At 68.5% G+C, this 25,828-nt stretch carries 12 protein-coding genes and 1 pseudogene; 10 read left to right on the forward strand and 3 right to left on the reverse strand.

The genetic code is table 11. The features are described from left to right. The first annotated feature begins 10 nt into the window (after window positions 1–10). Window positions 11–1,804, forward strand: a complete 1,794-nt coding sequence (locus ACFOW4_RS13195) for a glycoside hydrolase family 15 protein (RefSeq protein WP_377527477.1) — start codon at window positions 11–13, stop codon at window positions 1,802–1,804. 21 nt (window positions 1,805–1,825) lie between these two features. Here ACFOW4_RS13195 and ACFOW4_RS13200 read toward each other — a convergent pair whose 3' ends face one another. Then, on the reverse strand, window positions 1,826–3,016 hold the full coding sequence (locus ACFOW4_RS13200; RefSeq protein WP_377527498.1) for a threonine synthase: 1,191 nt from the start codon (window positions 3,014–3,016) through the stop codon (window positions 1,826–1,828). 8 nt (window positions 3,017–3,024) lie between these two features. Continuing rightward, window positions 3,025–4,083: a DNA polymerase ligase N-terminal domain-containing protein gene (locus ACFOW4_RS13205; protein ID WP_377527479.1), complete on the reverse strand. Its 1,059-nt coding sequence runs from the start codon at window positions 4,081–4,083 to the stop codon at window positions 3,025–3,027. Window positions 4,084–4,177: 94 nt separating this feature from the next. On the opposite strand from ACFOW4_RS13205, the gene ACFOW4_RS13210 reads away from it, so the two are divergent. The 7 genes from ACFOW4_RS13210 (at window position 4,178) to ACFOW4_RS13240 (ending at window position 20,733) form a co-directional block, all read left to right on the forward strand. Further along, a complete protein-coding gene (locus ACFOW4_RS13210; RefSeq protein ID WP_377527481.1) occupies window positions 4,178–4,966 on the forward strand; it encodes an aldo/keto reductase in 789 nt (262 codons plus the stop codon). A 130-nt stretch (window positions 4,967–5,096) separates the two neighbouring features. After that, the gene (locus tag ACFOW4_RS13215) at window positions 5,097–5,249 is read left to right on the forward strand and encodes a hypothetical protein (protein WP_377527482.1); all 153 of its coding nucleotides are present in this window, start codon (window positions 5,097–5,099) and stop codon (window positions 5,247–5,249) included. Continuing rightward, window positions 5,249–6,214 carry an N-acetylmuramoyl-L-alanine amidase gene (locus ACFOW4_RS13220; RefSeq protein WP_377527484.1) on the forward strand — a complete coding sequence of 322 codons (966 nt, stop codon included), beginning with the start codon at window positions 5,249–5,251 and terminating at the stop codon, window positions 6,212–6,214. The genes ACFOW4_RS13215 and ACFOW4_RS13220 overlap by 1 nt, the downstream gene beginning before the upstream one ends. Window positions 6,215–7,110: 896 nt before the next feature. Beyond that, window positions 7,111–10,305, forward strand: coding sequence for a hypothetical protein (locus ACFOW4_RS13225; protein ID WP_377527486.1), 3,195 nt, complete (start codon window positions 7,111–7,113; stop codon window positions 10,303–10,305). Between the two features lie 89 nt (window positions 10,306–10,394). Beyond that, window positions 10,395–13,937: a LamG-like jellyroll fold domain-containing protein gene (locus tag ACFOW4_RS13230; protein WP_377527488.1), complete on the forward strand. Its 3,543-nt coding sequence runs from the start codon at window positions 10,395–10,397 to the stop codon at window positions 13,935–13,937. Between the two features lie 107 nt (window positions 13,938–14,044). Continuing rightward, window positions 14,045–20,362 (forward strand): RHS repeat-associated core domain-containing protein, encoded by a 6,318-nt coding sequence (locus tag ACFOW4_RS13235; protein ID WP_377527490.1) that lies wholly within the window; start codon window positions 14,045–14,047, stop codon window positions 20,360–20,362. 17 nt (window positions 20,363–20,379) lie between these two features. Further along, entirely contained in the window at window positions 20,380–20,733 is a 354-nt protein-coding gene (locus ACFOW4_RS13240) for a hypothetical protein (protein WP_377527492.1), read from the forward strand. Between the two features lie 344 nt (window positions 20,734–21,077). On the opposite strand, the pseudogene ACFOW4_RS13245 reads toward ACFOW4_RS13240, so the two are convergent. Further along, window positions 21,078–22,211: pseudogene (locus ACFOW4_RS13245) on the reverse strand (cellulose binding domain-containing protein). A 207-nt stretch (window positions 22,212–22,418) separates the two neighbouring features. On the opposite strand from ACFOW4_RS13245, the gene ACFOW4_RS13250 reads away from it, so the two are divergent. Together ACFOW4_RS13250 and ctaD are read left to right on the forward strand one after the other, a co-directional pair. Further along, a complete protein-coding gene (locus ACFOW4_RS13250) occupies window positions 22,419–23,525 on the forward strand; it encodes an FAD-dependent monooxygenase (protein ID WP_377527499.1) in 1,107 nt (368 codons plus the stop codon). 166 nt (window positions 23,526–23,691) lie between these two features. Beyond that, complete coding sequence (ctaD, locus tag ACFOW4_RS13255; protein ID WP_377527493.1) at window positions 23,692–25,452, forward strand: cytochrome c oxidase subunit I; 1,761 nt, start codon at window positions 23,692–23,694, stop codon at window positions 25,450–25,452. Window positions 25,453–25,828 lie beyond the last annotated feature (376 nt).

A 25,828-nucleotide genomic window follows, 5' to 3' on the forward strand; every position in this document is an offset into this window, starting at 1 on the left:
TCCGCGCCGGGTGGATCAGCCGGCCATCTCCGACTACGGATTCATCTCCGACTGCCGCTCGGGCGCGCTGGTCGGCCGGGACGGCTCCATCGACTGGTGGTGCCCGGACCGGTTCGACGGTCCCTCGGTGTTCGCGCGGCTGCTCGACCCGGAGGCCGGGTACTTCCGGCTGGCGCCGGTCGCCGCCGGTACGCCGGGCCACCGGGTCGAGCGCGCGTACCGGCCGGACACGCTGGTGCTGCGTACCGTGCACCACACTCCGCAGGGCAGCGTGGCGGTCACCGACGCGCTCGCCGCCGAACTGGGTGCCCGTGCCCACGATCTTGGCATGAACTCGCCAGCCGTGCTGATCCGGGTGGTGGAGGGGCTGTCCGGGCGGGTCCGGATGGCACTGGACTTCGCACCCCGCCCGGAGGACGGCCTGCTCACTCCGTACCTGCACGAGCGGCCGGGCGGCGTGCTGGCCACCGCCGGTCCGGTGGACCTGATGCTGCGCGCCGGCGACCTGCCGCTACGGGCCGGCCGGGACCGGGTGACACACGAGTTCGAGGTCTCCGCCGGCGACGTGGTCGGGCTGGACGTGGCCTACGCCGGGGCGTACCACGACCCGCCGGCCCGGCTCGATCCGGTGGCCACGCTGGCCGAGACGGTGCGGGCGTGGGAGGGCTACCGCGAGGCGCACCAGTACGGCGGCCGGTACCCGGAGCTGGTCCGCCACAGCGCCACCGTGCTGACCGGCCTGACGTACGCCCGCAGCGGCGCGGTCGCCGCGGCACTGACCACGTCGTTGCCGGAACGCCTCGGCGGCGACCGCAACTACGACTACCGCTACTCCTGGCTGCGCGACTTCTCGATGACGATGCGGGCACTCTGGGTGGCGGCCTGCCCGTCGGAGGCGTCCCGGCTGTTCGCCTGGGTGACCCGCTCGATCGGCCGGATCGGCGACGATCCGGTGCCGGTGCTCTTCGGGCTGGAAGGGGAGCGCGACCTCACCGAACACGACCGCCCGCACCTGCGCGGTTTCGGCGGCGACGGACCGGTGCGGATGGGCAACGACGCCTGGCGGCAGCGGCAGCTCGACGTGCCGGGAGAGGTGATCTCGGCGGTCTGGCGGCTGCGCGACTACCTCGGTGAGACCTTCGACGACGAGCTACGGGAGATGGTGCTCGGGCTGACCGAACAGGTGGCCAGCACCTGGCACCTCCCGGACCGGGGCATGTGGGAGACCCGGGAGGTCGAGCGGCACTACCTCTCCTCCAAGGTGTTCTGCTGGGTGACGATGGACCGGGCGGTGAAGCTCGCCGACCGGCTCGGTGACCGGGCCGACCCGGGTCGCTGGACGGTGGTTCGCGACGAGATCTGCGACGAGGTGCTGCGGGAGGGGTGGAACGACCGGATCGGCGCGTTCACCGGCTCCTACGGCTCGGCGGAGCTGGACGCCTCGGCGCTCCTCCTGCCGATGTTGCATTTCCTGCCGGCCGACGACCCACGGATGCGCTCCACCATCGAGATGGTCGAGCGGGAGCTGGGCAGCGAGAGCGGACTGGTCCGGCGGTGGACGACCGACCCGGCCGGCTTCCTGCTCTGCTCGTTCTGGTTGGTGGAGTGCCTGGTGATGACCGGCGAGCGGCGCCGGGCGGAGGAGCTGTTCGAGCGGGTGCTGCCGTACGCCAACGACGTCGGCCTGTTCAGTGAGCAGATCGACCTGAAGGACGGGACGCCGCTCGGCAACACCCCGCAGGCGTTGTCGCACATCGGCCTGATCAACGCGGCCTGGCGACTGACCAACCCGGACAGCTTCTGAACCCAGCGGGGCGTGCGCCGCTCAGGACAGCACGGGTACGTCGGAGACGTCGACGCTCTCCGGATACTTCAGCCCGGCGCCGGTGTTGAGCACCACCACCCGCTCGCCGGCCCGGATCCAGCCGCCGGCCCGCAGGTGCCGGGCCGCGGTCAGGCAGGCCGCGCCCTCCGGGCAGAGCAGCAACCCCTCCCGGGCGGCGAAGTCCCGCAGGTCGGCGAGGAGGTCCGCGTCGTCCACCGCGACCGCGGTGCCGGCGCTGGCCCGCAGCGCGGCCAGGATCAGCTCGTCGCCCAGCGGTGCCGGCACGGTGATCCCGAACGCCACGGTCTGCGCGTCGGGCCACGGCTGCGCCCGGTCCTCCCCGGCGGCGAACGCCCGCACGATCGGCGCGCAGCCGGTGGACTGCACCGCCACCAGCCGGGGCAGCTTGTCGGTGATCCAGCCCAGCTCGCGCAACTCGTGCAGCGCCTTGTGGATGCCGATCAGGCCGACACCGCCCCCGGTCGGGTAGATGATCACGTCGGGCACCTGCCAGCCGAGCTGCTCGACGATCTCGTACCCCATCGTCTTCTTGCCCTCCAGCCGGTACGGCTCGCGCAGCGTGCCAGCGTCGAAGACCGCCCCGCCGGAGGCCCCGACCAGCTCGGCCACCCGCCGGCCGGCGTCGCTGATCAGCCCGTCGATCAGGCGCAGGTCCGCGCCGGCGGCCACGCACTCCCGGCGGCAGATGCCCGGTGCGGCCAGCGGCATGACGATGGTGGCGCGCATCCCGGCCCGGGCCGCGTAGGTGGCCCAGGCCGACCCGGCGTTGCCGTTGGTCGGCATGGCGACGTGCCGCACACCAAGCTCGCGCGCCCGGCTCACGCCCACGGCCGCACCGCGCGCCTTGAACGAGCCGGTCGGGGTCAGCCCCTCATCCTTGACCATGAGGTCGTCGATGCCGATCTCCGCGCCGTACGCGGGGGCGCGCAGCAGCGGCGTCCAGCCCTCGCCGAGACTCGTCTCGTGCCGCGGGTCGGCGACCGGCAGCAGCTCCCGATAGCGCCACAGGTCGGCTGGGCGCAGCCCGAACCGCTCCGGACTGACCGCCCTGGCCACCGCCGGCAGGTCGTAGCGGGCCAGCAGCGGGGAACCGCACTCGCAGAGGTTCTGCAGATCGTCGGCGGCGTGTTCCCGTCCGCAGCGCGGGCACTCCAGGTGCGTCAGGTACACGTCGCTCCTCACCGTCGGACCGCGTCGATGCTCAGCCAGCGTCGACTGCGCCGCCCCGGCTCGTAGACCGAGTCCAGCCGTTTCGCCACCACCCCGGGCAGGCCCTGCTCCCGACCGGTGCGCAACGCCTCGTCGCCGGCCCCGGGAAACCACGCAGGGGTCTGCCAGTGGGTACCGGCCAACGCCAGCCCGTCGAGCAGTTCCCGGCGCTGCGCGTACGGCAGGTCGACGCTGCTCACGCCCTCGAGCCAGAGCAGGTCGACGAGCAGGTACTGGGCACCGGCGGGGGCCCGTCCGCCGCTGGTCGGACCGACCGGTCGGACGCGGCCGGCGGTGTCGATGCGCACCAGCACGCCGTCCAGCACCGCCTCGGTCGGGGCCAGCTCCTCGGCCAGGTCCCGCAGCCACGGGTACCCGCCGGTGATCTCCTCGTCGGTCTCCGCGAGCAGCCGCAGCCGGCCACCGGAGACGTACGCCACCGCCCGGACGCCGTCCCAGCGCAGCTCGTAGCCCCAGTCGGCCCGGTCCCGGGGCAGTCCGGCGGCGGGGGTGGGGTGCATCGGGCGGACCAGTTCCGGCATCGGTGTCCAGCCGGCGGGCGCGGGGTCGGTACGCCGGACCATCCAGTCCTTGCCGCCGGTGGCGAAGAGCACGTAGCGCCCGGCGGTCCGCTCGCCGGAGAGCGTCACGATCACCTCGTCGTCGCGCCACTTCTCGCAGTGGTAGCTGCCCCGGTCGTGGATCACCATCCGGCCGCCGCCGTACTCTCCGGCCGGGATCTCGCCGGAGAAGTCGAGGTACTCCATCGGATGGTCCTCGGTGTGCACGGCCAGGTGGTTGCGGCCGGGGTCGCGGGGCAGGCCCCGCGGCACCGCCCAGGAGGCCAGCACGCCCTCGTGCTCGAGTCGCAGGTCCCAGTGCAGACTGCGGGCGTGGTGCTGCTGGATGACGAAGCGCGCGGTGCCGTCGCCAGCGGCAGGGGCGGCGGCCGGGGGTCGCTGCGGCACCGGCTCCGGTGTCCGGGCCGCGTCCCGCTTGCGCCGGTACTCCTCCAGCCGGTCCGCCACACCCGCATTCTCCGGCAAACCCGACCGGCGCGCTGGACACCCGGGTGTCCGGTTCGGTCGCATGCCGAGTACGCCGCGGGGTAGAACGGTCCTCATGGACCTCACCGACCAGCCCACCGCCCTGCTCCCCGGCGACGTGCGGATGCCCCTGCTCGGCTTCGGCACCTGGCAGGCCACCGGCGAGGCCGGTTACGACGCGGTGCTGGCCGCGCTGGACGCCGGCTACCGGCACCTGGACACCGCCACCATGTACCGCAACGAGCGGGAGGTCGGGCGGGCGATCAAGGAGAGCGACCTGCGCCGGGAGGACGTCTTCATCACCACCAAGGTGCCGCCGGACCGGGTGGGCCGGGAGCGCGAGACGTTGGAGGCGAGCCTGGAGGCCCTCGGCGTCGACCAGGTGGACCTGTGGCTGATCCACTGGCCGCCGTCCTCGCCGACGGACAGCATCCCGATGTGGCGGGAGCTGCTGGCCGCCCGGGACGAGAACCTGACCCGCGCGGTGGGCGTCAGCAACTACAGCACCGCCCAGATGGACGAGCTGATCCAGTCGACCGAGGAGAACCCCGCAGTCAATCAGATCCGGTGGAGCCCGTCGCTGTACGACCGGCAGCGGCACGCCGAGCACCGGGACCGGGGTGTGGTGCTGGAGGGGTACAGCCCGTTCAAGACCAGCGACCTCTCCGACCCGGTGCTGACCCGGATCGCCGCCGCGCACGACGTCTCGCCGGCCCAGGTGGTGCTCCGTTGGCACATCGACCACGAGATCGTGGTGATCCCGAAGTCGGTCACCCCGGAACGGATCCGCACCAACTTCGACGTCTTCCACTTCTCGCTGACGGCGGAGGAGATGCGCGACATCGACGCCCTCGGCGGCGCCTGACGGGGAGATTTCCTTCAGCACGCGGCTCGCGCTTGAAGGGTATCGACATCGACGACCATCACGGTATACCGTGCCGGTCATCACGATCGTCGATCCGATCGAGCCCGACGCCGTCCGCTGGAGGAGCGCCATGGCCACGTCCCGAACCATCCGTCTGCGCCGCCGCGGGGTGCTCGGCATCCCGGCCCTGGTGGCCGCGGCGTTGACCGTCGTCGTCCGGCCCACCCCGGCCGCCGCCGCACCGAAGCCCGAATGTCTCGCCGACCTGCTCGGGGAGTCCTGATGGCGACGATCCCCTGGCTCGTCGACGTGTTGCGTGCCGCCGGGGTGCAGGTCGTCGTCGAGGGCGACTGGCTCAACCGGATGCGCCCCGGCTCCTTCGACCCGATCGGGGTGCTCTGGCACCACACCGCCTCGACCTCCAGCGCGAGCAACCCGCACCCGGCGCTCGGCATCTGCATCAACGGTCGGCCCGACCTGGCCGGCCCGCTCTGCCAGGCCCTGGTCGACTACAACGGCGTCTTCCACGTCATCTCCGCCGGCCGGTGCAACCACGCCGGGGTCAGCGGGGGCAGCGGGCCGATCCCGGCCGGCGACGGCAACACCCTGATGATCGGGTGGGAGATCGACTACAACGGCGTGAACCAGGAGATGACCGCCGCGCAGTACAACGCGTCGATCGCCGCCACCGCCGCCGTGCTCACCCGGCTGGGCAGGGACGCCAGCCACGCCCGGGGGCACCGGGAGACCAGCACCACCGGCAAGATCGACCCGTCCTTCATCAACCTGGACGTGATGCGGGCCGACGTGGCGGCGAAGATGGCCGGCGGCGGCACAGCCTGGTCCTCGACGGTCGACAACGCCACCGCCGGCCGGTTCACCGCGAGCGCCAACTGGGGCGTGTCCACGTACTCCGGGCAGCGCTTCGGCGCCGACTACCGGTACGCCGACCCGGTCGCGGTCAGCGACGCCGCCTGGTACAGGTTCAACGTGCCGGCGACCGGCAACTACCGGGTCGACGCCTGGTGGCCGGCGAATGCCGGCTACAACAGCGCCACCCCGTACATCGTCGCCACCACCACCGGCAACAGGACGGTCTACGTCGACCAGCGGGTCACCGGCGGGCAGTGGCGGATCCTCGGCACGTTCGCGCTGCCGGCCGGGGACGCCAACCGGGTCGCGGTGAGCCGGTGGAGCAACGCGACCGGCCTGGTCGTCGCCGACGCCGTCCGTCTCACCCGCGTCTGACCGAAGGCCGGCCGGGTGCGATGGCCGGAAGGCGGCCCCCGCATGCCACGTGGCGGGAGCCGTTCCCGGGGCGGTGGTCCGTGCCGTTCCGCATCGACACCGGCGTCCGCATCTCTTCCGCCACCGCTCAGGACATGCGCGGGAGATCCACCCGGCTCCGCCTGACCGGGTGACCAGTGCCCGCCGAGGTGGCTCAAATCAGCCTGCGCCGGCCGACCGGTTGGCGTCGGTCGGGCCGACTCGCCGAGCACACCGCCCGGCGTGGGCCTGCCCATGGAGAACGAACATCAGATTGACGTTTCGCACGGTCAGTTCTTTCGCCGTATCAATTGAGCGGCTGAATTCCCGGCCTTCATGATCCTGCTTCCGTCCCGCCGAGGACCGCCGTCCGGGTCGGACTCGACATCCTCCTTCCGCCTCTACGCTGCCCGGATGTCGGTGCCAGCCAGACGTTCAGAGGACGACCGGCAGGCCATTCGCGGTTGCTGCGGGTCGTGGACCGGTTGTTACGAACTTTTCGGTTGAGATCCCGTCGGCTGTTAGGTCGGCGCGCCTCGGTCACCGCTAGTTACATTGAAGCAAGCGGATTACGAGGGTGGAATTCATTGCCAGAAGCCCGGTCGCTCGGATTCTGAGAGTGGCGGATTTACGTACCTGACCCGGGCCTTCGCCGATGTGGATGTCCAGTGGACCAGGCCTGGTCCGGGCCCGGTGAGAGCCGGTCAGGAGGGCCAGGCGGCCAACCAGGGCGACGGAATGTTGCCCACAGTGATCATCATCGGATGGATGTCCGGTTTCGCTCCTATGCGTCCTAACAGTTTGTTACGGCGCTTGTGCGCTGAGCCAGGTGATCCATAGAGTCCCCGCTCACATAACTGGAGACACGGGGAGGGTTCGTGGCACGTCGGCTGACTGCCACTGTCCGTTCATGCTTGGCAGCGGGGGTAGCCGTACTGACGGCGGTCGCGTTGTCCGGCGTTCCGGGCGAACCGGCGGAGTGGTTGGCCGCAGGTCCGGATGGCGTGACAGGTGGAGTGGAGGTCCGGACAGACGAGGCGGTGTCCCTGCGCGCCGCTCGCGAGACCGGCAAACCGGTGCAGGTCATGAGCCTCACCTCGGAGACGGCCGAGGTATGGGCGCTGCCGAACGGTTCGTTCCGGGCGGAACTGTCTCTCGGCGCGAGTCGGATCCGTCGCGGTGACGACTGGGTGCCGGTCGACCTGACCTTGCAACGCACTGCCGAAGGGCGGATCGCCGCTGTGGCGCACCCCTTCGACTTGGTGGTGTCCGGGGCGCAGCGGGCCGGTACGCACGAGTTGGCGGCGCTGGGACACGGCGACGACCGGCTCTCGATTGGCTGGTCCGGTGCTCTGCCCGAGCCGGAGATCAGCGCTGAGCGGGCCACCTACGCGGACGCGCTGCCCGGGGTTGACCTGGTGGTCGCCTCCACCCGCGCTGGGATGGAGACGTTCTTCGTCGTCAAGAGCCGCGCTGCGGCGAGCCAGGTGGCGAAGATGTCCCTGCCGATCAGCGGCCGCAGCGTCGTCAAGGCCAGCCGCGACGCCGGCGGCAACACGGTCATCCAGGACGCCACCGGCCGAACCGTGGCCCGTACGCCCGCCCTGAAGATGTGGGACGCCCGGATCAACGCACAGGGCGACCCGGTGAACGAGGCCGCCGTAGCCTCAACCGTGGATCGGACGGTGAACGCCCGCGGCGCCAGTGGGCTGACACTGACGCTGACCCCGGATCTACGGTGGCTGACCGACCCCAAGCGCCAGTACCCGATCACCATCGATCCTCAGATCAACCCGCTTCCCACCACGTACGACAGCTTCATCCAGGCCGGCGACACCGCGGACCGGGGCGGCACCGACGATCTGCGACTCGGCCGACTCGGCTCGACCGGGCCGGTGACCCGCTCGTTGGCCCGGTGGGACACCACTGCCCTCGTCGGCAAGCAAATCACCGCCGCAACCTTCTCGTTCTGGAACTGGTGGTCGGCGGCCTGCTCGGCGCGGTCCTGGGAGATCTGGACCGTCGGCACGGTCTACGACGGAGTCATCTGGGATACCCAGCCGACGTGGAACTACAAGGAGGCATCCAGTACGGCTACAGCCGGGTACGACGCCAGCTGTAACGACAACTGGGTGGGTGTAACCGGAACGAGCTTCTTCCAGCGAGCCGCCAACGCGGGCGACACACGGGCCGACATGGGGCTCCGCGCCTCCAACGAAACCGACTCCAGCTACTTCAAGCAGTTCCGGTCCCGCAACGAGTCGGACACCACGAAGCTGCCCAAGGCCAGCGTCACCTACAACTCGTACCCGACGGTGACCGCCCGCGCCACCGTGCCGACCAGCTCGTGCGTCACGGGGACGTCCCGGCCGCTGGTGAATTCGCTCACCCCGCAGCTCAAGGCCACTGTCAGCGACGCTGATGGCACGGCCATGTCGGTCACCTTCGAGTGGTGGTCGCTGGTCGGCACCGCACCGATCGGATCCGCCACGGTTACCGGAGTCGGCAACGGCGCCACGGCCAGCACGACGGTGGCCACCGGTGCCTTCGCCGACGGCGGTTCGTATCGCTGGCGGGTCAAGGCTGCGGACGGCGTCACCGGCAGTGACAGGTGGTCCTCGTTCTGCGAGATGACCGTCTATGTCACGGCGCCTCCGGTCGCTGGCTGCACCGGCGGCGTGGACAGCGACTTCAATGGTGACGGGGTGGCGGACGTCGCCATCGCCGACCCGGAGGCGACCGTCGAGGGCAAGGAGAGGGCCGGCCAGATCCACATCATCTACGGTCGCACCGGCGCGGTGCAGACCATCGATGAGGGTAACGCCCAAGTCTCGGGGATTCTCGAGGCTGGTGACGGCTTTGGCACGTCGATCTCCAGCTACGACGCGAACCGCGACGGCTGCTCCGATCTGGCCGTCGGTGTTCCCTACGAGGACATCGGCTCGGCGGCCGACTCCGGCATCGTCTACGTGCTGCTCGGCGCCCCGACCGGACTCGCGACTGGTCCAGCCTCGATCAACTACCACCAGGACCTCGGTAGCACCCCGGACACGGTCGAGCCCGGCGACTGGTTCGGTTACTCCGTGGCCGGCAGCCGGACCGCTTCCGGCGAGCCCTACCTGGTCATCGGTGTGCCCGGTGAGGACATCGGCGCGAGCGTCGACGCCGGTCTCGTGCACTACCTGCGGGGAAGCGTCAACGTGGTGGTTGCCCAGGGAGCCGGGATGCCCGGCGCCGCCGAGAGTGACGACCGGACCGGGTATTCCGTCGCGGCGTCCACGCACCACTTCGTCGTCGGTTCTCCCGGCGAGGCCATCGGGTCCCTCGAATTCGCGGGATCGGCAAACGTGCTCAGTCACACCTTGACGGGGGGACTGCCGACGATGGCCGCTGGTCTCACCCAGGACGTGGTCAACGTGTCGAACGTGTCCGAGGCCAACGACACCTTCGGCAAGTCCGTCTCCATTGCGCCGTACCGCCCGCTGGGCGCACCCGCCGGGCAGGCCGACTCCCTCGTGGTCGTCGGTGTGCCGGGTGAGGACATCACCGTGACGGCGACCAATACCGCAGCGCCGGACGCTGGCCTGGTGCACCGGTTCCACGTCACCGCGGCGAACACTCTGAACGAACTGCCTGCAATCACCTACTCCTCCGAGGACGGTGACCAACTCGGCGAAAGGGTCCTCGTGGTGAACACCGCCCCGGCCTCCGAGAGCACGACCTCGACGATGTTCCTGGCCGTCGGGGTGCCGGGTGAGGACGCGGGTGCGAAGGCCGACACCGGACGGGTCCGGATCTTCCCGGCCCTGGCGAACCCAGTCGGTACGCCACTGACGATCGAGCGAGCCCCGGCCAGCCTGCCTGGCACGGCGGTCACCCAGGAACTGCTCGGTACGTCGCTCGGCGCCACCTCGCAGCAACTCTACGTCGGCTCTCCGTACGGCGACCCGGCCGTCTACGGATTTACCTGGTCGAGCCTGGCTGGCGGGTCGGCGGCGCCGACCAGTACGTGGAAGCCCGGCCAGGGCGGCATCCCGGCGGCGGAGACGGCTTTCGGCGCGGGAATCGGGTGACGGTGCGGATGGACAAGCGAAGCGAAACGGGGGAGGACCGCACGGTGGACAGCCAGACAAGCAGCCGAGGCTGGCTGAGGCGGGTTGGGTTGACAGCTGGGCTGGCCGGGTTGTTCGCGGCGTACGCGATGACGGCCGGGCAGGTCCAGCCCTCGGTGGCGCCGACCATGGCGCCCACGGCTGGTAGGGCTCAACTGAAGCAGACCGAGGCGGAGGCCGCCGTGGAGGCGAGAGCCTCCGGTCAGCCGGTCGAGGTCGGTGTGCTCCGAGGTGAGAGTCGCGAGACGTACGCCAACCCGGACGGCACCTACACCCAGGTGCACCACCAGCAACCGGTGCGGGTGGTGCAGGGTGGCAAGTGGGTTCCGACCGACCCGACGCTGGTCAAGCGGCCCGACGGATCGGTCGGCCCCCGGGCGGCGACCATCGGGCTCAGCTTCTCCGGTGGCGGCGACGCCCCGTTCGCCTCGGTGGAGCGCGCTGGCCGGCGGTTGAGCCTTTCCTGGCCGGAGCGGTTGCCCGCCCCTACGCTCGCGGGCGACACCGCGACCTACCCCGACGTGCTCGCCGGCGTCGACCTTGTGGTGCGGGCGTCGACGACGGGCTTCTCCCACGTGCTGGTGGTGAAGGACAGGCAGGCGGCGAAGAATCCGCGACTGCGCAACCTGACTCTGGGCCTGAAGACCGGCAACCTGACCGTGCGGGACAAGGGCGAGGGCCGCCTCCAGGCGGTCGACCCCGCGACCGGTGGTGAGGTCTTCGAGACCCCGACGCCGATCATGTGGGACTCGGGTACGCCGGCGATCGGCGCACGGGCGGCGGTGGCGGATACGGGCCGGGAGGCCTCTCGCGTTCCTCCGGAATCGGCTCGCCGTGCCGGTCTGGGCGTCAGGGTCGGCGGCGGTGCCCTGAGCCTGACGCCCGACGCGGCCATGCTGGACGACCCTGCCACGGTCTATCCGGTCTACATCGACCCCTTCGTCAACGGCACCACGCGTACCGGTTGGACCATGGTCGACTCGGGCTACCCGAGCGAGGAGTACTGGCGCTTCGACGACGAGCCCGATGAGCGCATCGGGCTCTGTCCCTCGGACTGCGGACGCAACTCACAGGTCAAGCGGCTCATGTACGCACTGCCGACGCCCTACCAGGACGACCGCATCTCGATCATTAGCGCCAGGTTCAAGGTGACGATGGTCCACACCTATGACGGCAGCGCGCGCAACGCCTCGCTCTACCTGATGGGCAGCGGCATCAGCTCCTCGACGAACTGGGGTAACCAGCCGTCCTGGAAGAAGAAGCTCGACACCATCGCGCCAACCGGCACGAAGAGCAGCTGCACCACCACCAACCAGAACGTCGAGTTCGACGCCACCGACGGGGTGCGGGATGCGGCCGCGAGCAACTGGTCGACCACGACCTTCGGCATCCGGGCCGACAGCGAGTCGAGCATTTACTACGTGAAGAGATTCTGCAACAACGCGACCCTGTCGGTGACCTACAACCGTGCGCCCAACAAGCCGCCGGTCTCGGCGTTGTCCATGAACCCTGGTGGCGCCTGCGTCTCGGGTAGCTCGGCGCCGTACGTGTCGAAACTGCCGGTGCTGTACGCCACGTTGACCGACCCGGACAGTGGTGACGCGGAACCCCTTCAGGCGAAGTTCCGCGTCACCTGGACACAGAACGGCGCGCTCCAGACGAAGACCTGGACGTCTGGGCAGAAGAACAGCGGCTCGCTGTTCTCCTACAACGCCGCAGACGCGACGTCCGGCGTCCCCACCCTGCCGGAGAACGTGGTCACCTCCTGGGACGTGCAGGCGTACGACGGCACAACCTGGGGGCCGTGGAGTTCCGACGGCAGCATCAAGTGCCAGTTCCTTCTGGACAAGAGCCGGCCCGCCGGGCCGGACATCGACTCACCCGAGTATCTGCCGCGCGATCAGCTGGAGACTTCCCCGGCCTGCACCGATGACGAGAACTACTACGACGGGGTCGGACGCTACGGCACGTTCACCTTCGATTCGGCTGCGACCGACGTGGTGAAGTACGAGTACGGCTTCGACACGACGCCGTCGCCCGCGAACACCCTCACCCCCGCCACGGACGGCGGGCCGGTGACGGTCACCTGGCTGGCCGACAGCGAGGGTTCGCACACCGTGTACGTGCGTGCGGTCGACCGCGCCGGCAAGACGAGCGACACCACGGCCTGCGCCTTCCAGGTGGCTACCGGGACACCGGCGGTCGGCGAGTGGGGCCTGGCAGACGCACCGGGTTCGTTGGCCGCCGCGGACGCGCGCGGGGTGAACAACGCGCAGGCGTCGGAGGTCGCCTTCGGCCAGCCCGGCCCGGGTGGCCTCGCTGACAGGTCGGCGTACCTGGACGGGACCGGCAGCTATCTCGCCACGACCACCACCGGCGTCGTCGACACCAGCAAGGGCTTCGGGGTCAGCCTCTGGGCCAAGCTGGGCGACGACAGCCGCGACGGGGTCCTGGTCTCGCAGGACGGCTCGGGCGAACCGGGGTTCGTGCTGGGATTCGACGCGGCCACCAAGAAGTGGGTCTTTGAAGTGCCCGCCATGGACGTCAACTCGCTGGGCGGGTGGCGTGCGGTCGGTCCGACGGCCGAGGTCGGTAAGTGGGTTCACCTGGTTGCCGTGTACGACCATGTGAAGAAGCAGTTGGCGCTGCACACGAACACTACGATCCAGCCGGCGACGCAGGCGCGTCAGTCGGTGTGGAAGGCGCGGGGCCCCGTGCAGCTCGGACGGCGGCTCGCCAAGTCCGGGCACACCGACTACTTCACCGGAAACCTGGCTGACGTCTCCGTCTTCAATCGGATCGTCACGCCGGTGGAGATCGCGCAGTTGGCCGCGCTGAAGCCCACCCGTACTGCTTACTGGGCGCTCGACTCCGCCACGGATATCGATGATCTCCCGGAGACGCCCGAGGCGACCAGTCCTGATCACAGCGGTGACGTGGACAAGGAACTGACGCTGCGCAGTGGGGCCAGCCTGTTCACCTATGACCCGTCCGGTTTCCCGCCACCGACGGAGACCGCTCTCGTCGGTATGGGCCACATGGTGCTCGATGGCGTCAACGACTACGCCGACGCCTCGACAGGAGCCGGCACGGTCGGGAACTACTCGGTCACCGCGCGGGTCAAGCTGGCCACCGACTGCAACCGCAACATGGCGGTCCTCTCCCAGGCCGGCCTGCACACCGCCGCCTACACGGTTCGTTGCCGCCTCGAAGGCGCGATGCCGCGGTGGGAGTTGGTCCTCTCCGAGGTGGACCAGGCCGGATCGCCGCCGGCGACGCTGGTCTTCGACGACCAGCGGCTGGCGACGGTGGAGCAGGGCGGTGACGACGGCCAGCATCTCGCGCTGACGTACAACGACTTCCTCAATGAGGTCCGGCTGTACGTCGATGGGCAATTGGCGGTCGCGGCCAAGGGTTCGCACTACACGACCTGGCCAGCCAACGGCGGCCTGCAGATCGGCCGGACCCGGCACAACGACGCCTGGGGAGACCACTTCGCAGGGGTGGTCGACGAGGTGCGTGTCTACGACGGCGTTCTCGACGACGTCACCGTAAAGGCGCTAGCCAACCCGACCGAGCAGCCCGACGTCTGAGTTCCACAGTTCCTGCCCGGCGCCTGTCGGCTGCCGGGCAGGAACACCCCTTTCCGCACCGTCTTCTCGAGCACCTGGTGGATCACTTCATGTCTAGAGTGTCGAAAATGCGGCAAATGTTGCGCTCCGCTCGCCGCCGGCTCATCCCCTTCTCCGCTGGCGCTTTGTCGATGGTCATGTCCGCGAGCCTGGTGCAGGTGCCTCCGGCATCCGCCGCGGGAACGTACGACGGGCCGCCCGTGCCGAAACTCGGGGCGCCCGTGCGGGGGGCCGCAGCCGCGGTCAAGCCTCGCGTGGTCGACCCCGCCTGGCTCGCAGCCTCTGCCACTCCAGCCGAACCGCGGTGGCCAGGCGCCGGAACCGTGGAGGTCCCGGTGGCCGGGTCATCCGATCGGAAGGCGGCCGCCGCCGCGCGGGCCGGTGGCCTGCCGGTGGCAGCCCGGGCCGTGCAGGAGCAGGGCCGGCTGGCCAAGTCGGCCGCACCCTCGGGGCTGCGGGTGCGTACCTACGCCCGCGCGGTCTCCGACCGGGCCGGGGTCACCGGTCCGACGGTACGGGTACAACCGGCCGATGCCACTGCCGGCGGGAACTCTGGTCCGGTCGAGGTGAGTCTGGGCTACCGGGAGTTCGCCGGAAGCTACGGCGGCGACTGGGGCGGCCGGCTCCGCGCGGTGATGCTGCCGGAATGCGCTCTCACCACGCCGGAGTCGTCCGCCTGTCGGCAGCGCACGCCGCTGCCGTCGGTCAACGACACCGAGAAGAAGACGGTCACCGCGCGGATCAACGCCACCGCTGACGGGATGCTGCTGGCTCTGGAGGCCGGCGACGCCTCGGCCCAAGGGGACTACGGCGCCACGAAGCTCTCGCCCTCGGCCTCGTGGAACGTCGCGCTGAACTCCGGTGCCATGTCCTGGAACTATCCGGTCCGAGTTCCACCGACTCCGGGCCAACTCGGCCCCCAGCTCAATCTGAGCTATTCGTCTCAGGGTGTCGACGGGCAGACGAGTGCCACCAACAACCAGGGATCGTGGATCGGCGAGGGGTTCAGCTACGAGCCGGGCTACATCGAGCGGCGCTACAAGCCCTGCCCGGACGACGGACACGACAACGTCGGCGACCAGTGCTGGGCCCATCACAACGCCACGATGGTCCTCGGTGGGCAGTCCGGCGATCTGATAAAAATCGACGAAAATAACTGGAAACTCGCGGACGACAGCGGCGCCAAGATCCAGAGGCTGTCCGGTGCCAACAACGGGGACGATGACGGTGAGCACTGGAGGGTCACGACTACCGACGGAACCGAGTACTACTTCGGCCTGAACCGCCTCCCCGGCTGGACCGGCGCGACCGGCCAGGAAGAGACGAAGTCAGCGTGGACGGTTCCGATCTACGGGGACGACGCCGGGGAGCCCTGTAACAGCACTGCCGGCTTCGCCAGTTCCTACTGTGATCAGGCGTGGAGATGGAACCTCGACTACGTCAAGGACACCAAGGGCAACGTCGTCTCCTACTACTACCAGCCGGAGACCAACTACTACGCCCGGGGAGCCAAGACCGACGTCAATGGCGACAGCTACGACCGGGGCGGTTGGCTGAAGCGAGTCGACTACGGTCATCATGACGGCCAGGTCTACACCACCCCGGCGCCGGCGCGGGTCCGCTTCGCCGTGGACGAGCGCTGCCTTCCGACCACCGGTGTTGACTGCGACGAAGCAGATCTGAACCTCACGACATCCGCCCACTGGCCGGATGTTCCCTTCGACCGCATCTGCGCGCCCAGCACACACTGCAAGATCGAGCAGTCGTCGCCGACCTTCTTCACCCGTAAGCGACTCACCGACATCACGACCGAAGTCCGTTCCGGTACATCCTGGAGCCCCGTCGAATCGTGGCAACTCACCCACGAGTTCAAGAACAACGGTGATGCCTCGCGAACCTTGTGGCTGAGCAAGATCACCCAGAAGGGGCACCGGGGTGGCGCGACGCTCACCCTGCCCTCCGTCGAGCTCGTCGGCATGCAGATGCCCAACCGTATCGACGCTCCCAATGACATGATCTCAGAGCTCATCCGCTACCGCCTGAAGACGATCTACAGCGATACCGGGTCGCAGATCGACGTCACCTATGCCCCGGCGGACTGTGCTGCTGGGAGCCTGCCCAAGCCTGGGGAGTCGACGAAGCGGTGCTACCCGGTGATCTGGAGCCCGCTGGACGACGACAAGAAGGTGACCGACTGGTTCCACAAGTATGTCGTCGAGGAAATCACCACCACGGACCGCACCGGCCGTAGTTCGGACATGGTGACCAGGTACGCGTACGCCGGGGACGCCGGTTGGCGGAAGAACAAGCCGGACGGCATCGTCAAGAACGCCGACCTGACCTGGGGCGACTGGCGAGGCTACGAGAAGGTCACCGTTCGTACCGGGGATGGACAGAGCATGCCCACCCGGGTCGACAACATCTTCCTGCGGGGCATGCACGGCGATCCCCTGCCGGATGGAGGAACTCGGAGCGCGAGTGTCACCGACTCCGTCGGCACCGTCTACTCGGACCTGGACGAATGGTCGGCGCACCCGCTGGAGACGCTCACCTATGACGGGACCACCGTTGTCAGCAAGTCAATCAGCAAGCCATGGTTGCACCACACCCTCACGCAGACCGAGTCCTGGGGCACGCGGCGCGCGTCCCTCGTCCGTACTGACAGCACCCGGACCTTCACCGCACTGAAGCCCGATGCGCAGGGGAACCTTCAATGGCGCGAAACCCGGACCTCGAACACGCACGACACGTCTTGGGGCCGGGTCACGCAGGTCGAGGATCTGGGCGACGTGTCACGGGGCAGCGACGACCGGTGCACCCGTACCTGGTACGCCGACAACCCGGACAAGCACATGTACACCTACGTCAAGCGCACGGAGACGCTCTCGGTGAACTGCGGAGTGGCCAACCCGGACCGCTCCACGCAGGTTCTCACCGACACCCGCACCTTCTATGACCAACAGGGCTACGGAGTGGCTCCGAAGACGGGCGTGGTGACCCGGGGAGAGGAACTCGCTGGTCACGACGGCACGACACCCACCTACTCCCTTGTCGGCGAAATGACGGTAGACGCCTACGGGCGGGCGCTGACCGAAACGGACGCTGCCGGAAACATCGCCAGCAAGACGTACGTCGAGACCAACGGGTTGACCACCCAGATGACGGCCACCAACCCCCTCAAACACGCGACCATCAGCACGGTCGAACCGAGTCTCGGTCTGCCCACAACGATCGTCGACCCCAACGGCAAGCGCGTCGATCTCAAGTACGACGCCCTTGGACGCCTGGTCGAGGTCTGGCTCCCGAACCGGTCGAAGAGTCTGGGGCAGACGCCGAACATCAAGTACACGTACCTGGTCCGTACGGACAAGGCTCTGGTCATCAAGACCGAGAAGGTGAAGAACGACGGTACCTACCGGGCCTCCTACGACATCCTCGACAGCCTCACCCGTCCTCGGCAGAGCCAGCAGGAAGGGCCGGACGGCGGCTGGTTGATCAGTGACCTGATCTATTCGGGTACCGGGCAGGTGGCGACGAAGAACTCGCCGTACCACGTCCTCGGCACCCCGGGTGATCAACCCATCATCGTTCCCGAGGGCTCCACCAACGGGCAGACGTCGTACGTCTACGACGGTGCCGGTCGAACGACGGCGGAGATCTTCTCCGTCGCGGGTGACGAACGTTGGCGCACGACCACCAGCTATGAGGGGGATCGGACCCACGTCGACCCTCCGGTAGGGGGCACACCCACCACCGTCGTCTCCGACGCACAGGGCAACACGACCGAGATCCACCACTACAAGGGCGACGGCCCGTCCGGTCCCGCGGACGTCACCCGCTACACCCACAGGCCCGACGGGCAGCTGGAGTCAATGACGGACGCCGCCAACAACGTCTGGCGGTACAGCTACAACCAGCTCGGCGACAAGATCAAGGACCAGGATCCCGATCGGGGGACGACCGAGTACTCCTACAACGCGTTGGGTCGGCTCGAGTACAGCACCGACAGCCGCGGCGAGAAACTCAAGTACGTCTACGACGCGTTGGGCCGGAAGACCCAGACCTGGCGGGTGCTCGCGACGGGCAACGTGAAGCTCACCGAATGGTCGTACGACGGCCTGGCCAAGGGCCAGTTGCACTGGACCGCTCGCTACGTCAACGGCCAAGCCTATGGTGTCACGTACTCGAACCTGGACTCGTTCTACCGGGCGGGAAAGACCAGCTACACCATCCCCTCCGGCGCCGGCGCGGAGCTGGCGAAGACGTACGAATTCACGCAGGTGTACAACAACGACGACACCGTGCAGAGCAGCGGCTCGCCCCAGGCCGGCGGGCTTCCGGCCGAGGTCATCGTCACGAGCTATGACGATCTGCTTCGTCCCACCGGGCTGGCAAGTGGCACGAGCAGCTACGTCACCGGTACAAGCTACGGTCGGAATGGCGAGTTGCTGAGGATGGACCTATCCGTTGGCAACGGCAAGAAGGCGGTCCACAACTGGACCTACGAGAGAGGAACCGGTCGGCTCCTCACCTCGCGCCTCGACCGGCCGCACGCCTCGACGGTCGACACCGACGCCCGGTACAGCTACGACCAAGCCGGCAACGTCCTGTCCATCAGTGACACGCCCGCCGGAGGCGCCCGGGACATCCAATGCTTCAGCTACGACCACCTACGACGGCTCACCGAGGCATGGTCCACGGACAATCTCAACACCGATCCGTGTGCGGGCGGCCCCGCCACCACCGGCGTGGGCGGGCCCGGCCCTTATCACCACTCGTGGGAGATTGACGAGGTCGGCAACCGGAAGGTCGAGACCATCCATGGTCTCGATGGTGTCGCGGACACCAAACGCGAGTACCGGTACCCGGCAGCGGGCGGTGCCAAGCCGCACGGGTTGATGGCTGTCGAGGAAACTGGGCCAGGCGGGGCTCGGACCCATCAGTACGGGTACGACAAGGCGGGCAACACGGAATGCCGTCCGGGTGCAGGCTCGACCAACGACTGCACCACCGGGTCTGCCAGCCAGTCCCTCAAGTGGGACGCCGAGGGCAAGCTCGCAACGGTCACCGTCGGCGGTAAGACCACGAGCTTCATCTACGACAGCGAGGGGAACCGGCTGGTCCGCAAGGAGCCGGACGCCACCACCGTCTACCTCCCGGGCCTGGAACTCCGGCTCAACCACGCCGCGCGCTCAGTCGCCGGTACCCGGTTCTACAGTTTCGCGGGTCGCACGGTCGCTGTCCGCGGCCCCGGTGGCGTCAGCTTCCCGGAGAGTGACCAGCACGGTACGGCCCATAGCAGCGTTGACGCTGGGACGGGTGCGATCACCCGGCGGCGGACCACTCCATATGGTGGGCCACGAGGCGATCAACCCACCGCCTGGCCGGACCAGCGTGGCTTTGCGGGTGGAATCATCGATCCGACAAGCGGTCTCACCCAGTTGGGCGCCAGGTCCTACGACCAAGCCGTTGGCCGATTCGTCTCCGTCGACCCGCTCATTGACAGTGGCGATTCACAGCAGTGGAACGGCTACGCCTACGCCAACAACAGTCCAGTCACGTCGAGTGACCCGAGCGGGCTCATCGATGAAGATTGTCTCCACTACGACTGCGACGCGATCGACAACGCCAGCGGCGGTGGGAACAGCAACCAGTTCTCGTCTGATGAGGAGGAGCGGGCCTCGACCGGCGACCCCGAGCGCGCGAAGGAACTTCGCAAAAAGAGGTTCAAGCAGATCAAGGAAGGTCGCTTCGACTTCAGTCACCTTTTCGACAAGGTGGACGTGGACATTAAGTGCAAGGGGATCTCGAAGCTGGTGTGCAGCTTCACCGAGGACGTCGCTGAGGACAAAATTCTGGACGAGCTAATCCGCCGCACCTTGGACCGTATCGACGAATCGCGAAGCCTGAACGGCAAAGAGTTTGGTTTTAACGATGACGAATTTGCCATTGCTTTCGAGTTGGCCTGGGGCAAGGACGGGGGGGAAGGTGCCAAGCACGTCGAATCCCGGGGCGACGGGCGTAAGGGCACCGGACATCAGGACATGCCGGCAGTTGGTGCCAGTGATGAAAAGGGCTTCGACGCCTATGTCGACGGTGTTCGCTCAGAGTTCAAGACTGTTCGTACCAATTCGGGGAATGCGGTACGTAATGCTTTGCGCGACGCAAAGAAGCAACACTCGCGTGATGTGTACATCCGGGTGGAGGGAGTCGATGCCACCAAGGTCAATGAGGGCATGAGGGAACATCTCCGGAAGAACCCCGGCGATGAACTGAAGAACCTCTCGGTTTTTGGAACCGACTCGGACGGCCATCGGTGGCGTGCGGGGATGCAGCCCTTCTCGAACGACATCAACTGCGACGGCATCGACTGGCTAAGCTGCTAACCGGTGAGGGAGTGATGATGGACAAGAATCTGATGATTGGGGCTGCGGATCTCGGCTGGAAGCCAACTGTGGGCCAAGTCGTGAAGGATCTTGAGGTGGTCCTCGGGTTCAAGCTCTCCCAAACGCCGTCGGCGGAGGATATGTTCCTCGGCGGCGACGATTCGGCTCGGGCCTGGTTGACGTGGGAGCCGGACGATCGAGAGCCGTTCGAGAGCCACCCCTTCGTCCTCGACATCGCTACCAGCCAGCCAGAGGTCGCCTACGTGACAGCCCTGTTTGACCGGCTGGCCGATCTCGGCCGCTACCGCGTGATCCTGCTGATAGACCATGCCTGCTTTCGGTCGACGCACTTTCCTTGTGACCAGTGGTGAGTTGACCAGGCACAAAAGGGCAGCCGCTCACTGCCACTGCCAGCGGTGCATGCATCGCTGAGGGCGAGAGTTGGGCGGGCGTTTGCGGACTTTCGCAGACGCCCGCCCAGTACGCGGGCAGGTGGGGTGTTGCGCGCACGTGGGGTGACCGTACGTCAGCCTCCATACTTGGTCGTTGCCATCAAGGAAAGCAGCTCACGCCGTTGGAGGATGATGGTTGGGGGTGCCTCCCGCTCACCGTCAGTCCTGAGGTCGAGCCAAAGCCATGGGCCACCTGGTTCGGCGCCCGGAAGCGATTGGCGGCGAGGCACGACGAGCCTCGGCCGTGCCCCTCCGAATCGTGATCATCCCCTGCTGCAGGCTGTTCCGTGGAGGCTGAAGCTGGTCGGTGAGGAGTACGCGCCGCTCAGCGTCCCCTGGTAGCCGAAGCTGGCCGTGCCACTGGGGGCGAGGGTGCCGTTCCAGCTCACGTTCCGCGCGGTCACCGTCGACCCGCTCTGGCTCACCGTTGCGTTCCACGTGCTGGTCACCTGCTGCCCGCCGGGCAGGCCGTAGGTCAGCGTCCAGCCGTTCAGGGCGCTGGACCCGGTGTTGGTGATCTGCACGTCGGCCGTGAAGCCGTTGTTCCACGAGTTCGGCGTGTACCTCACCGCGCAGCCGGCGCCGCCCGGCGGCGGGGTGGTCGGCGGAGTACCGCCGCCGTTGACCGCGGCGGAGAACGAGGTCACCGCCAGGCCCGCACCACCCTGCCAGGGCTCGAAGCCGGCCTGGATGCTGGTCAGGTACCAGGAGTTGGTGATCGCGTCCCGGCTGCGCACGTCGGTGATCTAGTCCAGCACGCTGAAGTTCAGGCTGCTGATCGGCGACGGCGCGACGTAGGAGATGACGTTGTTGGAGCCGTTGCTGCCCCGCCAGACCTCCCAGGTCCGGCCGGCCAGGGTGGTGGTGCCGACCGGTGAGCCGATGGGCTGGATCGGGCCCTGCCGGTTGAGCCAGATCATGATCTCCATCTGGTTCACCCCGTCCCGCTTGGGCGTCGGGTCCAGCCAGATGTCGTACGAGGCGTTGTAGGTCGCCCCGCTGACGTACCGGTAGCTGATGCTGCTGGTGGCGCTGCTGATCTGGCTCACCTGGATCGGCAGGTTCGTGCCGGGGGAGCAGTTCGTGTAGTGACAACCGAAGAACACCGAGGGGTACGCCGTCGGCGCCCCGTTGGTGGGGTTGCTGCCGTTCTGGGTGGTGATATCGAAGCCGGTGCCGGTGCCGGTGCCGGTGCCGGTGCCGGTGACGTTGATGCACTGCTGGGCGGTGGTGCCCCAGCGGTTGTTCTGCACCACGTACCGACCCTGGATGGTGGTCGAGCCGAACTGTTCGCAGATCTGGGTGTCGGCGGAGGCGCTCGGCCCGAGGGCCACGGCGACCAGGGAACCGCCGATCAGCAGACCCGCGGCGACCAGGGCCCGAAGTGGACGTTTCATGACGCTCCTTCAACCGGAACCGTTGAACTGGTGAAATGTGAGGATTGCCACGCCCGCCCCGGACGGTCGGCGGTGGAGGTCCAGCTGAGCGACGCGGGCCGCCGACGAGCGGCGCACGGCCGGCCGATCGGCCCTGGCGTGCGTCGATTGCTCCGAGTAGCGTGTTGCCTCCAACGCGTGCCGCACCCCCCGGAGGCGTACACCACCATGGGTGGCTCCCCCCTGCGCATCCTCGTCGTCGGCGCGGGCATCGCCGGCCTCTCCGTGGCCCGGGCGCTGCGCCTGGCGGGCTTCCGGCCGGACGTCACCGAGAAGCTGCCGCCGGGGGAGTCCACCGAGACCGGTCTCTACCTTCCCGGCAACGCCGCCCGCGCGCTGCACCGGCTGGACCTGCACGACCCGGTCCGTCCGCTGGGGCACGTGATCCGCCGGCAACTGTTCTTCGACGCCGCCGGGGCGCCGCTCTGCACGGTCGACCTCGACGCCCTCTGGGCCGGTGTCGGCGAGTGCCGGGCCCTGCCCCGAGCGGACCTGCACCGGGTGCTGCTCACCGGGGCCGGCGGCGCCGTCCGGCACGGCGCCGAGGTGCGCACCCTGGACCTGCTCCCGCACGGCGTCGGCGTCACGTTCACCGACGGCACCAGCACCGAGTACGACCTGGTCATCGGCGCCGACGGGCCGCGCTCCTCGGTGCGCGCGCTGGCCGCGCTCGGCGGCCCGCCCCGCCCCGCCGGGCAGGTGGTCTACCGGGCCGTGTTGCACGACGGCCCGCCGATCACCGAATGGACCGCCCTGCTCGGCCAGCGCTCCGGCTTCCTGATGGTGCCGATCGGCGCCGGGAGGCTGCACTGTTACGCCGACGAGGCGGGCACCGTGCCGCCCGTCGACCCGCTGGCCCGGTTGCGCGAACTCTTCGGCGGCTACGGCGGCGCGGTGCCGGAGGTGCTGGCGGCGCTGGACCGGGTGCACGTCGGGATCACCGACGAGGTCGAGCTGGGCCGCTGGTACCGGGGTCGGGTGCTGCTGGTCGGCGACGCCGCGCACGCCACCGCCCCGACGCTGTCTCAGGGGGCGGCGATGGCGCTGGAGGACGCGGTGGTGCTGGCCGAGTCGTTGCGGGCGGCCGGCAGCGTGGAGGCGGCGCTGGTCGCGTACGAGAGTCGCCGTCGTCCGCGTACCCGATGGGTGCGGGACCGGACCCGGGACCGCAACCGGACGCGCGACGTGCCGCCCGCGCTGCGCGACCCGCTGCTGCGCGGGCGCGGCGGCCGGATCTTCGGCGAGCACTACCGGCTGCTGGTCGGCCCGCTGTAGCTCCCATCGGCGGCGGCCGACGGCTGGGCTGGGCGGTGTGCGGCGGGAAGGCTACCCCGCCACCCCACGCGGCGGTTCCACCTTCCGGGGACTATCCTCCTTGCGGATGACGGCCCGCAGATAGAAGCGCGTGCCGAGCGGGACAACCGAGAACCGGAGGCCACTCGTGACCACCGTCGCACCCAAGCCGGTCGTGACCCGGCCCTGGCCGGTCCGAGAGCCGGTCAAGGGGTCGGCCATCGCGCGGCTGCTGCGAACCACGGACGCGAAGCAGATCGGGATCATGTACATGGTCACCGCGTTCGTGTTCTTCATGATCGGTGGCCTGATGGCCCTGATCATGCGGGCCGAGCTGGCCCGCCCGGGCCTGCAGTTCCTGTCGCCCGAGCAGTACAACCAGCTCTTCACCATGCACGGCACGATCATGCTGCTGTTCTTCGCGACGCCGATCGTGTTCGCCTTCGCGAACTACATCGTGCCGATCCAGATCGGCGCGCCCGACGTCTCCTTCCCGCGGCTGAACAGCTTCGCCTACTGGCTGTACCTGTTCGGCGGCACGATGGCGACCGCCGGCTTCATCACCCCGGGCGGAGCCGCCGACTTCGGCTGGTTCGCGTACGCGCCGCTGAGCAGCGTCGAGCACTCGCCCGGCGTCGGCGCCAACATGTGGATCATGGGTCTGGCCATCTCCGGTCTGGGCACCATCCTGGGCGCGGTCAACATGATCACCACCGTGCTGACCCTGCGCGCGCCGGGCATGACCATGTTCCGGATGCCGATCTTCACGTGGAACATCCTGGTCACCAGCCTGCTGGTGATCCTGGTCTTCCCGCTGCTGGCCGCCGCGCTTTTCGCGCTGGCCGCGGACCGCATCCTCGGCGCCCACGTGTACGACCCGGCGACCGGCGGGCCGATGCTCTGGCAGCACCTGTTCTGGTTCTTCGGTCACCCCGAGGTGTACATCGTCGCGCTGCCGTTCTTCGGCATCATCAGCGAGATCATCCCGGTCTTCTCCCGCAAGCCGATCTTCGGCTACAAGGGTCTGGTCGCCGCCACGATCTCCATCGCGGCGCTGTCGATGAGCGTCTGGGCGCACCACATGTTCGCCACCGGCCAGGTGCTGCTGCCGTTCTTCAGCTTCCTGAGCTACCTGATCGCCGTGCCCACCGGTATGAAGTTCTTCAACTGGATCGGCACGATGTGGCGGGGCCAGATCAGCTTCGAGACGCCGATGCTCTGGTCGGTCGGCTTCCTGGTCACCTTCCTCTTCGGTGGTCTCACCGGTGTGCTGCTGGCCAGCCCGCCGATCGACTTCCACGTGTCCGACTCGTACTTCGTGGTGGCGCACTTCCACTACGTGCTCTTCGGCACCATCGTGTTCGCCGTCTTCGCCGGCATCTACTTCTGGTTCCCGAAGATGTTCGGCCGGATGCTCGACGAGCGCCTGGGCAAGGTGCACTTCTGGCTCACCATGATCGGCTTCCACACCACGTTCCTGGTGCAGCACTGGCTGGGTAACGAGGGCATGCCCCGCCGGTACGCCGACTACCTGCCCAGCGACGGCTTCACCACGCTGAACATGATCTCCACGGTCGGCGCGTTCGTCACCGGTATCTCCACGCTGCCGTTCATCTACAACTGCTGGAAGTCGTACAAGACCGGCCCGGTGGTCGAGGTGAACGACCCCTGGGGTCACGGCAACTCCCTGGAGTGGGCCACCAGCAGCCCGCCGCCGCTGCGCAACTTCGACCGGATGCCGCGGATCCGCTCCGAGCGGCCGGCGTTCGACGCGAAGTTCCCGGAGCTGGCCGCCGGCGGCCAGAGCCTGGCCGGCCCGCCGGAGGGCGGCGCCAAGCCGCTGACCAGCGAGTCGGACGGCGGGGCCCGCTACAGCGAGGACACGGCCAGCAACGCCGACCGGAACTGACCCGCTCAGCCTCCGTCGACCGTACGAAGGGCGCCGCCCCCGAATCACCGGGAGCGGCGCCCTTCGCCGTCAGCTAGGCCCGCGGTCAGCTCGGCCCGCGGTCAAGCTTGACCTGCAGTCAGCTCGGCCCGCGGTCAAGCTCGGCCTGCGGTCCCGGCATGTGGTGGCCTCTCTGCCACCCCCCGCTCCCGCCGCCACCCCATCTGCTTCCGTCGGACCGCTCGGGTTGGGCAACTCTGTCCAGTCGCTGAAAGGCGGTGGCCACCAGGGTGCCCGGGCAACGGTCCGGTGAGCGTTATGACTGCGGGTCATAAATAAATATGGATCTTGTGTCGGGTTAGTGGGTTCTTGGTGGGGCCGGTGACAGCGCATGCCG

It is taken from the genome of Micromonospora sp. GCM10011542 (assembly GCF_042650685.1).
Lineage (GTDB): Bacteria > Actinomycetota > Actinomycetes > Mycobacteriales > Micromonosporaceae > Micromonospora.